Raw genomic sequence first — 12,831 nt, 5'->3', positions numbered from 1 at the left:
CCGCCACGAAGAGCGCGAAAGCCGATGAGGTTCTCGGTGTGGTGGTCGGGACGAAACCGCGGCCCGAACCGCTCGATCCGCCGATGGTCCCGTTCGCCCTTGCCGGCACGGCGGCCTTCGCCGTCGCGCTCCTGGTCACCTGGCTCGCCGGGGCGCCGGATCACTGGGTGGAGGTCAGCCTGGCCGGCCTGCTCTGGGGCATCCCGGGCACGCTGACGATGGTCGTGCACGACCGGAACCGCAAGCGCCGCCGCACACTGACCCACCCGGAGTTCCGGGTCACCGACTGATCAGCTGTGGCCGTAATCCTCGGCCGGCTCGCCTGACTCCACCGAGCCGTGCCCGCGGCTGACCGCCACGGCCTCGACCTCGCTGTCGTCGTAAACCGTGGGAAGTTCCTCGACCGGCTGCTCAGGGGTGGTGAGCAACGCCTCGGAGTGCGCGCCGCAGCCGTGGTCGGCGCTGACCGCGCGGCCGTCGTCCGGCGCGTAGAGGTTGCCGCAGACACCGAACATCGGGCGCATCGAGCCGGCCAGCGGCAGGTAGAAGCCGCAGGTGCCGCAGCGGGCGTTGCGGGGAGCGGCGGTGGAGATCGGCGCTTCCGGTCCGGCGTCGCCGTCGTACCACCGCTGGGCGGTCTCGGCCCGCCCCTCGCGGGACATCACCCGGGGCCGGCCCAGGCCGAGCTCCCAGGAGACCTCCTCGACCGCCGGGTCGTCGCTGAGCACGTAGCCCGGAGCGAGCCGGTCGTCGTCGGGCGCGGTCGGCATGAGGTCGCCGACACCCAGGTCGCCGGGCTGGACCCGCTCGTTCCACGGCACCCAGCCGGGCGCGAGCAGCGCGTCCGGGCCGGGCAGCAGCACGGTCTCGCAGACCGTCACGTGACGGCTGCGCGGGACGCGGGTCACCGTGACCGCCCAGCGCCAGCCCTGATAACCGGCGAGGTGGCTCTCGAAGAAATGGGTGACCAGCCGATCACCCTCGGCGATCACCTCGAGGTGTTCACCGACGTCACTCGCGTCCACTTCGGTGATGGCACCACGAGCCACCCCGACAGCATCGGCACAGACCTGGTCGAGTCGGGCGGCGCGGGCGGCAGTCCTGGAGGTCACCCGCCCATTGTTGCCTACCCCACCCGGTACACCGCAACGAGTCCCCATATAGCCGCGCGTGGAGGGCGACGGGAGGAGCGAGTATCAGTCAGGATGGTTGTCATGCCGCTGCTTCCCACACTCGGACGCACCGTCGGCACCGGCGTGAAGGCCTTCCGTCTGGTGGTGCGTGGTTCGGTGCGCGGAAGCGCCTGGGCCACCCGCCGGGTCGGCACGGCCCGGGCGCGCGGCGCCGCCAACGAGGTCGGCATGATCCGGCTGTTCGACCTGCACGCGATCTCCTGTGCCGGTGACGCGCTCATCGCGATCGGACTCGCCGGGACCATCTTCAGCGTCCCGCTCGGTGAGGCGCGCAGCAAGGTGGGGCTCTACCTGCTCATCACGATGGTGCCGTTCGCGCTGCTCGCGCCGGTGGTCGGCCCGCTGCTGGACCACTTCCGGCACGGCCGGCGGTACGCGCTGGCGGTCACCATGCTGGGCCGGGCCTTCCTCGCCTACGTGATGTCGGACAACCTGCTCGGCTGGGGCCTCTATCCGGCCGCGTTCGCGGTGCTCGCCTTCTCCCGCGCCTACGGCGTGGCCCGATCGGCGGCCGTGCCACGTCTGCTCCCGGCCGGGGTGGGCCTCTCCCAGGTGGGCGCCCGGGCCAGTGTGTACGGCACGTTCGCCGGCATCGTGGTGGCGCCGATCGGCCTGCTGGCGTTCAAGTTCGGGCCACAGTGGCCCCTGCGCGTCGCCACGATCATCTTCATGGTCGGCGTGGTGATCGCGCTCAAGCTGCCGCCGCGCGCCGACTCCGATCCACCGGAGGAGATGCCGCGCGCGTGGCGTGCGGTGCTCCGGACCGCTGGTTCCGGTCGCCCGCTCGCCGAGCGCCTGGTGCTGGCGAGCCTGATCGGCAGCTCCAGCCTGCGCCTTCTCTACGGCTTCCTGCTGCTCTTCCTGACCTTCGCGATCATGGGGAACGACCTGCCCAGCTCGTTCCTGGGGTTCGAGCTGAACCGGGGCGCCGCGGTCGGCGTGGTCGGTGGCGCGCTCGCCGTCGGCACGTTCCTCTCCACCGCGGCCGGCACCGGTCTGCGCATCCGCCGTCCGCTCGCGCTGCAGTCCAGCGGTCTCGTGGTGACGGCCGGCGTCGCGGTGCTCACCACGATCTTCTACAACCTCGCGATGGTCACCCTGCTGGCCCTGCTCACCGCGATCTTCAGCGGGATCGCGAAGCTCGCGGTCGACGCGAGCATCCAGGAACGCGTCCCCGAGCAGCAGCGGGCCACCGCGTTCGCGCACTCGGAGACCGCGCTCATGCTGGCCTGGGTGGCCGGTGGCGGCCTCGGGATCATCCCGCTGCCGGGCCGGATGGGCATCGGGCTCGCCGCGCTGCTGGCGGTGCTCGCCGCGGCACGCGCCGCCTGGGCGGCAGCGCGGCTGCACAACGAGCGCCTGTCGGGACGCCCGGACAACGATCAAACCCCGACTGCGGGGGTACGGGGTGACGACCCGTCCCGCGGGCCCGTGATGGAGGCGGTCGATCCCTGGGCCGATCCGACGCCCGAGCCGGCGGCCGCTCCGGCGCCCGCCCAGCGCGGGACAGACAGCACGGCCGCCCAGCGCGGGGCCGACACCACGCCCGGACGGCGCGGGACGGACACCACGCTTATCGAGCCGCCGCCCAGCCGGAGGCGCTGGTTCGGCCGCCGCAAGGAGAAGCCGGCGGCCGAACCACCCGAGACCGCGCGGACGCCCGCACGGCCGGAGACTCCCGCACGACCCGAGCGACCCACCCGTCGTGAGGAGGCCGAGGCGGAGCCGCCCACGGTCCGATACCGCGGCGGCGACGGCAGCGGCACGCCACCGCAGCGCCCGACGAACGCCGGAGCGCCGCCGGGATACCACGTCTACCGGCCGTCCAGCACGGGTTACGGTTCGCGGGATGTCGATCCTGGGACCGGTGGGGACGCGTGAACTCGTACAAAATCCTGGTGGTGACCGCTGTTGACGCGGAGGCCGCAGCGATCCGCCCGGGTCTCGACCCGGATCTGATCGTGGTCGACGCCGTCGGCGTCGGTCCGGCAGCGGCCGCCGCCGGAACCGCGCGCCTGCTCGCGACCGGCGCCTACCGTGCCGTGATCAGCGCCGGGATCGCCGGTGGATTCGCCGGGCGGGTCCCGGTCGGCGGCACCGTGCTCGCCACCCGCAGCATCGCGGCGGACCTGGGCGCCGAGACCCCGGACGGGTTCCTGCCGGTGGAGGAGCTGGGGTTCGGCAGCAGCGTGCTGGAGTGCGATCCGGTGCTTCTCAAGGCCCTGCGCGCGGGCCTGCCGCACGCGGTCACCGGGGACGTGCTGACGCTGAGCACGGTGACCGGCACGCAGGCGACCGCGGACCGGCTGGCGGACCGCTTCCCGCAGGCGGTCGCGGAGGCGATGGAGGGGTACGGCGTGGCAAGCGCGGCGGCCGCCGCCTTGGTGCCCTTCGCCGAGCTGCGGACGATCTCGAACGCGGTGGGGCCGCGGGACCGGTCGGCGTGGCGGATGGCCGAGGCGTTCGGCGCGCTGCGGGCCGCGGCTCCCGCGCTGATCGTTTCGTAACAGTCGATCTGTTGCTCTCGTCACTCCCGGGCGGCATGCTGCGCTGAACAGCACGCTTTCATCCCGGCGAAGCGAGGCACGATGGACGACGCGAGCGGCATCGGGATGACGGCCGCGGCCCGGGCCCGGCTGATCGGCGCGGGTTACGCCGCTCAGGGTCTCGGTTATGCCGCGGTGGTCACCGCGCTCCCGGCGTTCAAGGACCGGCAGGGCATCGACGACACGTTCGTCTCGGCGATCCTGCTGCTGGTCTGCGTGGCCGCGGCCGGGGGTTCGATGCTGGCCGACCGGATCGCCACCCGCTGGGGCAGCCGGTACGCTCTCGCCTCCGGATTGCTGCTGGTCTCGGCGGGTCTGGCCGGCGCGACAGTCGCCACGCCGAACGCGGTCTTCGCGGCCGTCCTGCTGGCCTACGGCGTCGGCCTGGGCGCTGTCGACGCGTCGCTGAGCATGCAGGGCGTGCTGGTGCAGGCGCGGCTCGGGCGCAGCGTGATGAGCCGGCTCTTCGCGGCGTACACGGCGGCCGCGATCGCCGCCGCGCTGCTGATGTCCGGCGTGCTGGAGAGCGGCGCGGGCGCCGAGCTGGCGATCGGCGTGGCGGCCGGGTTCGCGGCGCTGATCGGGATGATCGGCTGGCGCGCCTTCGAGCCCGGGCGGACCCTGCGGGCGGCCGCGGCGCATCCGCACGGTAGCCGCGCGCTCCGGCCGATCGTGCTGGCCTGCGGCATGTTGATCTTCACGGCGTTCCTGGTTGACTCGGCCGTCAGCACGTGGAGTTCGGTCTACCTGCAGGACTCGCTCGGGGCGGCCTCCTCGGTGGCCCCGCTCGGTTACGCGGCCTACCAGGCGGCCGTCCTGGTGAGCCGTCTCGTCGCCGACCACGTGATGCCCCGGGCCGGCCGTCTCGTGGTCGCCGTCGGCGGCCTGGCGGTCTGCGGGATCGGCTGCGGGCTGGTGGCGCTGCTGCCGTCGGTCGGCGCCGCGGTGACCGGTTTCGCCATCTCCGGGATCGGGGTCGGCGTGCTGGTGCCGCTGGCGTTCAGCGCGGCCGGCGAGTCGGCCGCCGAGAGCAGCGACGAGGTGATCGCCAAGGTGAACCTCTTCAACTACGGCGGCGCCCTGGTCGGCGCGGTGCTGATCGGCGCGCTCTCCGAACCGGTCGGCCTGCGGATCGCCTTCCTGATCCCGGTCGTGGCGGTGATCCTGACGCTTCCGCTGGCCCGCCGCCTCCCGCACCTGGCGCTCGCCACTCCCTCCCTCAAATAGCGCCGGCCGCTCCCGCCGCCCGCCGCTCCCGCCGCCGGCCGCCGGCCGCCGCCTTCCCGATCTTGGAGAATTGCCGACGGGGTGGACGGTGGTGGGTAAATCGCCAAGATCGGGCGGGGGCGGGGTTGGCTAAGCTTGCGGCGTGCCGAGGCTCGTCGATCACGACCGGAGAAAGGCTGAGCTGCTCGCCGCGGCGTGGCGGGTGGTCCGCGCCCGCGGGGTGGAGGGCACCACGACCCGCGCCATCGCCGACGAGGCCGGCTGCTCGCTGAGCGTGCTGGCCCACTTCCTGGGCGGCAAGGACGACATCCTGGTCGCCGCACAGAAAGCGGTCTACGACCGGATCGTGGAGCGCGCGTTCCGGATCGGCGGGGACCTGTTCGGCCTGGACGGCCTGCGCGCCGCGCTGGAAGCGGTGCTGCCGCTGGACGAGGAACGTGCCGCGGACGCCCACGTCAACGTCGCGTTCGCCGGCGCCGCGCTGTCCCACCCCCGGCTCGCCGAGTCCCGCCGCCGGTCACACCAGGAGATCCGGGTGCACCTGGTGAACTGTCTGCGCGAGGCGCGGGAGCTCGGTGAGCTGCGGGCCGGCGTGGACGACGAGTCGGTGATCGACGACTTCATCATCCTGGTCGAGGGGAGCACGCTGCTCAGCCTCGTGGACGGGTGGGCCGAGGAGGGCCGCGCAGAGCGCCTGAACCGCCTCGCCACGCAGTTCGTCGATCAGCTTCAGCGGGTCGACACGCTTCAGCGCTGAGCCGCGATCAGGTCGCGGTACCAGTACCAGGAGTCCTTGCGCGTCCGCTCCAGAGTGGACTTGTCCACATATATGAGGCCGAAGCGCTCGTCATAACCGGCTGCCCACTCGAAGTTGTCGAGCGCCGACCAGACGTAGTAGCCGTCGACCCGAACTCCCGCCTCGATCGCGGCGGCCACCGCGCGCAGATGGGCGTCCAGATAGGAGATCCGGCGCTCGTCGCGCACCCGGCCGTCCGGACCGGGTGGCGCGTCGTGGAACGAGGCGCCGTTCTCGGTGATCACCACGGGTGGCAGATTCGGATAGCGGTCCTTCAGCGTCACCAGGATCTCGGTGAGCCCGGACGGCACGATCGACCAGCCGAAATCGGTGCGCTCGTCGCTCTTCACCGGCACCGGCGAGAACGGCATCCCGTCCGGGATATCCACTTCCAGTACGCCGGAGTAATCCTTGCCCGCTTTCGGCGCCTCGATCATCGTCGGCTCGTAGTAGTTGACCCCGTAGAAGTCCAGCCGCGCCCGGATCAGCTCGAGATCCCGGTCCAGCTGCGCGCCGGTGGTGCCGATTCCGGCCGCGATCAGCTCGTTCGGGTACGCGCCACGCAGGATCGGGTCGGAGAACGTCCAGTTCGTCAGCTCCTCGAACAGCCCCGCCGCCATCAGATCCGCCGGGTCGTCACTGGCCGGGGCGACCGGGAAGTGCTGGTTCGCCACCCCGACCGTGGCGGCGCCGTGCGTGCGCAGCACCTGTACGGCCAGACCGTGGGCGAGCAGCTGGTGATGCGCCGCGGGCAGCGCCTCCAGGCCCAGCCCGCGGGCGGGGGCGTGGTCGGTGAGCGCGTATCCGTACAGGGTGTGGACGTTCATCTCGTTCATCGTGATCCAGTCGCGGACCCGATCGCCGAGTCGCAGTGCCAGGGTGGCGGCGTGATCGGCGAGCCGGTACGCGGTGTCCCGGTTCAGCCAGCCGCCGGCGTCCTCCAGGTTCTGCGGCAGATCCCAGTGGTAGAGCGTCGGCACCGGCCGTACCCCGGCTTCGAGCAGCGCGTCGACGAGCCGGTCGTAGAAGCCGATCCCGCCGGAGAGCACGCGCGGCCAGGAGAACGAGAACCGGTAGTCGTGCGTACCGGCTTCGGCGATGTGCCGCACGTCCTCGGCGTACCGGTTCACGTGGTCGATCGCGACCCGGGCGTTCTCGCCGTGCCGGATCGTCCCGGGCCGTGCCGCGAACGTGTCCCAGATGCTCGGGACGAGGCCGTCCGTCCCCTCGATCTGATAGGCCGAGGTCGACATGCCGAACCGGAAACCGGGTGGGAACTGGATGTGCAAGACGTTCCTTCCTATGGGAGTTCGCGCAGGCTATGGCAGTCGCGCGCTATCGCAGTCGCGCGCTATGGCAGTCGCGCGCTATCGCAGTCGCGCGCTATGGCAGTTCGCGCGCTATGGCAGTCCGCGCAGACGCGGCAGGGCTGCCAGCGCGAGCAGCGCCGCTCCCCCGGTCAGCAGGTACAGAGCCGGGTAACCGCCGAGGCCGGTGACGATCGGCGCGGCCACGACCGGCGCGATGAGCTGGGGCAGGGTGCCGGCGATGTTGGCGACGCCGAGCATCGTGGCGCGGGTCTCGGCGTCCGGCAGCACGTGCGTGATCACCGCCATGTCGACCGCGATGTAGGCGCCCCAGCCGATCCCGACAAGCACCGAGGCGCCGATCACCACGCCTGTCATCGGCACGAACGCCATCAGCGTGGCGCCGGCCGCGATCACCACGGCGGCGACCGCGATGAAGACGCGACGGCGTTCCCAGCGGTCCGAGAGCACGCCGCCGAACCCGCCCGCGATCCCGGCGAACACGACGTTGACGACGGTGAGGATCAGCACCCAGAGGGCCGGATCGGCGACACCGACCCGGTCGGACAGGTAGTAGAAGAGGTAGACCAGGACGAGCGCGTTGCTCAAGTTGAGCAGGAACCGGATGAGCCACGCCCAGGCGAACTGCTCCGTCAACCGAAGCTTGAGCAACACAGACCGGCGCGTTGACGATTCACCACGTGTTGACGAATCAACATGTCCCGCCGGGCCAACATGTCCAGCCGGGTCAACATGTCCAGCCGGGTCAACATGTCCAGCCGGGTCAACATGTCCAGATGAATCAACATGTCTGATGTGTTGAGTTGACTCGGATGCAGTCAACACGTCAACACTCGTCGTCGCCTGCCTGTCCCGATGCAGGATCAACAGGGCCGCGCCGAGGGCCGGCACCGCGACAGCCACCGCCACGTAACCCGGCGCGCCCTGCCCGACGGCGACGGCCAGGGCGGTACCGAGCACCACGCCGACGATCTGCGCCACCCCGAAGATCGAGCCGACCGTGCCGCGCTGGCGTTCCGGCACCCGGTCGCCGATCATCGCGGCGAGCGCGGCGAGCGGCCCGTTCAACCCGGCCTGCACCAGACACCAGCCGGCCACCATCGTCGTCCGGGTGTCCGCCCCGGCCAGCACCAGCAGACCGGCCACGCCGACCCCGGTGCCGGCCAGGAAGACCGGCAACCGGCGTGATCCGATCCGGTCGGAGAGCGCGCCCCAGAGCGGGTTCGCCACCATCGACACGGCAGCGCCCCACGCTGTCACGAAGGCGAGCAGCGCCTCCTTGCCGTCCTCGCCGGCCAGCCGTGCCGCCTGCTCCGGGAGCAGGATCTGGATCGGACCGAACCAGCCCGCCGCCACACCGACCATGGCCAGGCCATAGGCGGTCATCCACCGGCGGCGGACCGGCGTGTCGACCAGCGTCACGCACGCGCCCTTTCCCACATCACCGTGTAGGCCTCGGCACCGCTGAGCAGCTGCTTGCGGAGTTTGGTCGCGTCCGACCCGGACTGGTTGATCAGATCGGTGATCCAGTCGGCGTAGAGGCCGTACTGGGCGACACCGTCGGTGTTCAGGTCGAACGTCCGGCCACCCCAGACCTGCTTCGTGACGGTCGTGCCGTTCGTCGCGGTGAACGGGTAGGTGAGCGGGCTGGACCCGGCGTTCAGACGCGGGGCGGCCTGCGGGCCCAGACCGTTCACGTCGGTGCCGACCCCGTACCCAGTGATCTTCGAAGCGTTGGCGAGTCCCTGGTGGGCGCGCCATTCGTCGAGGAAGGTCGGGGTGTCCTGGCCGTCGTCGGTCGCCGCGAAGGCGTAGCTGGCGACGAATCCACCGAGACCCAGGATCCGGTTGACGATCGTCGGATCCGACCAGGTGTGCACCGAGGTGACGCCCGGATATCCGGTCTGCTGGGCGATGTCGAGGACCGCTTGCGCGGTCTTCACCCCCATGTGGTCGATGTGGATGATCATGCCGCGCTCGATCATTTCCTGGATCAGGTACGTTCCGAGCGGGGTCAAGCCACGGGTGTTGCAGATCTTCCCGCTCGGATAGACCGGCAGGATCGTGCCCGCCGGAAGACCCACCCCGAGTTCCAGGAGCTTCGCGAAGTCGTCACTGACCAGGGGCTGCTCGTTGTCGCTCGGACCGGTGCAGCTGGTCGCGGTCCACCAGTGCCCGCTGGAGAGGAGCTGGCCCAGGTTGATCGCGGCGCCGGTCACACCCTCGTCGAACCGGGTGCCGCCGAACGCGTTGTCGAACTTGTGCACCGGGTAGAGGCCGCTCACCCCGAGGCTCTCCAGCTCGTCGAGCCCGGCGTCGATGTCCGCTGTCGTGCACTGCGGCACGTCCTTGATCTCCCGGCATCCGAAGAGCTCGGAGTTCTCCACGCCGATCGTGACGGCCAGCTTGCCCTGCGCGGCGATCTGGCGTACCTGGGCCGGGGTGGTCGCCAGCCGGAACCAGCCCTTGCCCGGTCCCCCGCTGCGGGCGTCAACGTAGTCCTGCATCTTCTTGAGGTACGTCGCCTGCGCCCGGATCTGGTCCATCTCGTCGCAGGAGGTGTGCTCCGGGGTCAGGTCGCAGATCACCCGGTTCGCGACGAGCAGCACGTTGAGCACCCGCTGGCCGGACTGCCAGGCCCGCTCAAGGCTGCGGAAGTACGAGGCCTCGTGCAGCATCGTGTCGTTCTGCGGCCAGTCGCCGAACGTCGGCCACCCGTCCTCGGCGGAGTTGATCGGGTCGGTGCCCGCGATGATCGCTTCGAGCAGGGCGCCCCAGCCGAGCGTGGCGTGCGAGGCGCAGCCCTTCAGCGCCACGGTCACCCCACCCGGCGCGTACGGGTCACCGCAGTGCAGCGACCCGCCGAACGCCTCGGCCGCGGTGATGTGCGCGTGGGCGTCGATCCAGCCGGCCAGCTTGCCGTTCGCGTCCACGCCGGCGGCCGGAGTGCCGGTCACACCCGTCGCGATGTCCGGGATCGCGGCGCAGCCGGTGGCCGCCGCGAGTGTGTAGGTGGAGCTGCCCGCACCGAGCCCGCCGAGGTAGACGCCCATCTGCTGGCCGGTGGCGGTCGAGACGAACCGGTACTTGCCCTCGGAGACGGTGGCGGTCCAGTCGGCGCGGTCCCCGTATTCGGAGCCGGCCCAGACCCAGCCGACCACGCTCTGGTAGATCGGGGCGCCGGTGGAGTCCCTGATCGCGTAACGGCCCAGCTGGGTGGCCTCGAAGCGGAACTTCTCCGCCTTGGCAGCGGTGCTGGTGTACCCGTACCCGACGCTGTCCTTGAAGACGTAACCGTTCGAGGCCTGGAGGGTGACGCACGCACCCTCCAAATCGTTGGCGGGCGTCCAGCTCGCGGCGCTGGCGGCGGGCGCGGGCAGCCCACCAATCAGGCCGAGCACCAGGACGCCCGCGGCTAGTGATCGGAACCGGGCCACGGGACACCCCCTTGATCGATCAAATGATCCAACAAAGCGGAGTGTAAGAATTGTCACGCCATAGATCCAGATGTAAACGCGAAAGTTTTTCCCCCGCGCACTGCCGGGTGTGGGGAGCTAGACATCCGCCCCATGGGGCACTCACCGGCCGGCGGCGCTAGCGTGAAACCCGTGGAACTTTCACTGGCCGTCTCGCCGTGCCCGAACGACACTTTCGTGTTCCACGCCCTGATCCACGGGCTGGTTCCCGGCGCACCGCCGGTCAACCTGACGTTCGCGGACGTCGACGTGACGAACACAGCGGCGCTGGACGGCCGGTTCGACCTGGTCAAAGTGAGTTACGCGGCGCTGCCCTGGCTGCTCGACGACTACGAGCTGCTGCACTGCGGCGGCGCGCTCGGCCGGGGCTGCGGCCCGCTCGTGCTGGCCCGGGAGCCGTTCGCGGCCGGGGACGCCGGCCCGGCCGGAAAGGCCGATCTGACCGGCAAGACCGTCGCGGTGCCCGGTGACCGCACCACGGCGTACCTTCTGTTCCGCCTCTGGTCCGCCGAGCACCCGCCGGCCCGGATCGAGGTGGTCCCGTTCCACCAGATCATGCCGGGCGTCGCGGCCGGCCGTTACGACGCGGGCCTGGTCATCCACGAGGCCCGTTTCACGTACCAGCGCTATGGGTTGACCGCCCTGGCCGACCTCGGCGAGTGGTGGGAGAGCGACACCGGCCTGCCGATCCCGCTCGGCGCAATCCTGGCGAAGAAGGGCACTGTCGATCCGGCCGAGGCCACCGAGTGGATTCGTGCGTCGCTGCGCCACGGCTGGCTCGACCCGGCCGCGAGCCGGGAGTTCATCCTCGCCAACGCGCAGGAGATGGAACCGGACGTGGTGAACCAGCACATCGAGCTCTACGTCAACGAGTTCACCCTGGACCTGGGCAGAGACGGACTCGCCGCCGTCGACGCCCTGCTCGGGCGCGCGGCGGCGGCGGGTCTGACACCTGCTGTATCAATATCGGAGGATCAGAGCTCGAACTCGCGGGCGACCGCGTGAACTAGCTGGGCGATCCGCTGTGCGGTCTTCTTGTCCGGGTAACGGCCACGCTGCAGCGACGGCTGCACCGAGCTCTCCAGGACCTTGATCATGTCTTCGATCATGCTGGCCAGCTCGTCCGCCGGACGGCGGCGCAGCTCGGCCACCGACGGCGGCGCCTCCAGCAGCTTCACACCGAGCGCCTGCGCGCCCTTGCGGCTGTCGACCACACCGAACTCGATCCGCTGACCGGTCTTCAGCTCGGTGACCCCGGTGGGTAGCGAACCCTTGGGCAGGAACACGTCGCCGCCCTCATCACTGGTGACGAACCCGAATCCCTTCGCCGCGTCGTACCACTTCACTCGACCCGTGGGCACCGCTGACCTCAACTTCACTCAATGGACACAACTGCTCACGGCAAGGCTATCCAGACGCGGGCCCGGACCCAACAGCAATCTCATCCAGCAGGGTCGGGAAATGGGTCAGATCGGGCAATACGTACGTTGCTCCGGCCTCGGCCAACTCAGCCTCGGAGCAGGGCCCGGTGGCCACCCCGATACCGGGCACGCCGGCCGTGCGGGCGGCCACCATGTCCGCCACGTGATCACCCACGTACCAGCGCACACCGTGCTCCACCAGCGCGGACGCCTTGCCCTCGGCGAACAGGTCGCCGGCCAGCTCGTCCGCGCGCATGCCCAGATGGTCCAGGTGCAAGCCGGCCAGCCGGCCCAGTTTCGAGGTCACCACGACCACCCGCAGCCCGGCCGCCCGGACCGCGTCGAGCGCCTCGGCGGCACCTTTCATCGGCACCGTCGGCTCGATCGCGAGCTCCTGATAGAGGGCCCGGTACGTGACGACGGCGTCCTCGATCTCCGCCGGCGGGAACCAGTGGCCGAGCTCGGTCCGCAGGGGCGGGCCGAGCCGGGAGACGGCGAGATCAGCGTCGACGTGGACACCGGTCCGGGCGGTGAGCGCCCGGTACGCCTCCCGGATGCCCGGCCGGGAGTCGATCAGGGTCATGTCCAGGTCGAACCCGACTGCCGCGGGCATCACTCCTGGGTGAAGGTGGGCGTGTAGGTGAGGTTCTCCACGGGCAGCGGGAAGGTGATGTCGTCACCGAACGGCGAAGGAGCCGCAGCGCGGTCGGAGATGAGCTCCGAGACGTGCATCTGACCCTTCATGTCGACCCCACGGGGTGCGCCCTTGGGACTGGCGGTCACCTGCGTGCCCGGCATGTTGGCCTTCGCTGCCACGATGAGTCCTCCTCGCGATCGAGGTCCG

General features: G+C 70.7%; 13 protein-coding genes. 6 read left to right on the top strand and 7 right to left on the bottom strand.

Going from position 1 to position 12,831, the window contains the following annotated elements; genetic code table 11:
- Positions 1-83 precede the first annotated feature (83 nt).
- Positions 84-290, top strand: coding sequence for a DUF2530 domain-containing protein (locus AB0F72_RS12980; protein WP_360429933.1), 207 nt, complete (start codon positions 84-86; stop codon positions 288-290).
- On the opposite strand, the gene AB0F72_RS12975 is transcribed toward AB0F72_RS12980, so the two are convergent.
- On the bottom strand, positions 291-1,160 hold the full coding sequence (locus tag AB0F72_RS12975; RefSeq protein ID WP_360429754.1) for a DUF3027 domain-containing protein: 870 nt from the start codon (positions 1,158-1,160) through the stop codon (positions 291-293). It lies immediately after the preceding gene.
- Positions 1,161-1,214: 54 nt separating this feature from the next.
- On the opposite strand from AB0F72_RS12975, the gene AB0F72_RS12970 reads away from it, so the two are divergent.
- The 4 genes from AB0F72_RS12970 (at position 1,215) to AB0F72_RS12955 (ending at position 5,723) form a co-directional block, all read left to right on the top strand.
- Positions 1,215-3,074: an MFS transporter gene (locus AB0F72_RS12970; RefSeq protein WP_360429751.1), complete on the top strand. Its 1,860-nt coding sequence runs from the start codon at positions 1,215-1,217 to the stop codon at positions 3,072-3,074.
- Entirely contained in the window at positions 3,071-3,700 is a 630-nt protein-coding gene (locus AB0F72_RS12965; RefSeq protein WP_360429749.1) for a futalosine hydrolase, read from the top strand. The genes AB0F72_RS12970 and AB0F72_RS12965 overlap by 4 nt, the downstream gene beginning before the upstream one ends.
- An 81-nt stretch (positions 3,701-3,781) precedes the next feature.
- On the top strand, positions 3,782-4,966 hold the full coding sequence (locus tag AB0F72_RS12960; protein WP_360429746.1) for an MFS transporter: 1,185 nt from the start codon (positions 3,782-3,784) through the stop codon (positions 4,964-4,966).
- Positions 4,967-5,108: 142 nt separating this feature from the next.
- Positions 5,109-5,723 (top strand): TetR/AcrR family transcriptional regulator, encoded by a 615-nt coding sequence (locus AB0F72_RS12955; protein ID WP_360429743.1) that lies wholly within the window; start codon positions 5,109-5,111, stop codon positions 5,721-5,723.
- Here the strand turns inward: AB0F72_RS12955 and AB0F72_RS12950 are convergent.
- From AB0F72_RS12950 to AB0F72_RS12940, 3 genes are all read right to left on the bottom strand, one after another.
- Positions 5,714-7,051: a family 1 glycosylhydrolase gene (locus AB0F72_RS12950; RefSeq protein WP_360429741.1), complete on the bottom strand. Its 1,338-nt coding sequence runs from the start codon at positions 7,049-7,051 to the stop codon at positions 5,714-5,716. The two genes, AB0F72_RS12955 and AB0F72_RS12950, sit on opposite strands and share 10 nt — an antisense overlap.
- A 111-nt stretch (positions 7,052-7,162) precedes the next feature.
- Entirely contained in the window at positions 7,163-8,512 is a 1,350-nt protein-coding gene (locus tag AB0F72_RS12945; RefSeq protein WP_360429738.1) for an MFS transporter, read from the bottom strand.
- Complete coding sequence (locus AB0F72_RS12940) at positions 8,509-10,527, bottom strand: hypothetical protein (RefSeq protein WP_360429735.1); 2,019 nt, start codon at positions 10,525-10,527, stop codon at positions 8,509-8,511. The genes AB0F72_RS12945 and AB0F72_RS12940 overlap by 4 nt, the downstream gene beginning before the upstream one ends.
- 171 nt (positions 10,528-10,698) lie before the next feature.
- On the opposite strand from AB0F72_RS12940, the gene AB0F72_RS12935 reads away from it, so the two are divergent.
- The gene (locus tag AB0F72_RS12935) at positions 10,699-11,571 is read left to right on the top strand and encodes a 1,4-dihydroxy-6-naphthoate synthase (RefSeq protein ID WP_360429732.1); all 873 of its coding nucleotides are present in this window, start codon (positions 10,699-10,701) and stop codon (positions 11,569-11,571) included.
- Here AB0F72_RS12935 and AB0F72_RS12930 read toward each other — a convergent pair.
- From AB0F72_RS12930 to AB0F72_RS12920, 3 genes are read right to left on the bottom strand one after another with little or no spacing between them, the layout of a single operon-like run.
- Positions 11,541-11,927 carry a cold shock domain-containing protein gene (locus AB0F72_RS12930; RefSeq protein ID WP_014440491.1) on the bottom strand — a complete coding sequence of 129 codons (387 nt, stop codon included), beginning with the start codon at positions 11,925-11,927 and terminating at the stop codon, positions 11,541-11,543. The genes AB0F72_RS12935 and AB0F72_RS12930 overlap by 31 nt on opposite strands.
- Before the next feature lie 46 nt (positions 11,928-11,973).
- Positions 11,974-12,600, bottom strand: a complete 627-nt coding sequence (locus AB0F72_RS12925; RefSeq protein ID WP_360429728.1) for an HAD family hydrolase — start codon at positions 12,598-12,600, stop codon at positions 11,974-11,976.
- Positions 12,600-12,803, bottom strand: a complete 204-nt coding sequence (locus AB0F72_RS12920) for a hypothetical protein (protein WP_014440489.1) — start codon at positions 12,801-12,803, stop codon at positions 12,600-12,602. Before AB0F72_RS12920 ends, AB0F72_RS12925 begins: the two co-directional genes overlap by 1 nt.
- Positions 12,804-12,831: the final 28 nt, after the last annotated feature.

The organism is Actinoplanes sp. NPDC023936 (assembly GCF_040639325.1).
Lineage (GTDB): Bacteria > Actinomycetota > Actinomycetes > Mycobacteriales > Micromonosporaceae > Actinoplanes.
Note: the sequence above shows the minus strand (reverse complement) of the source record. Positions and strands in the feature narration are given on the sequence as shown.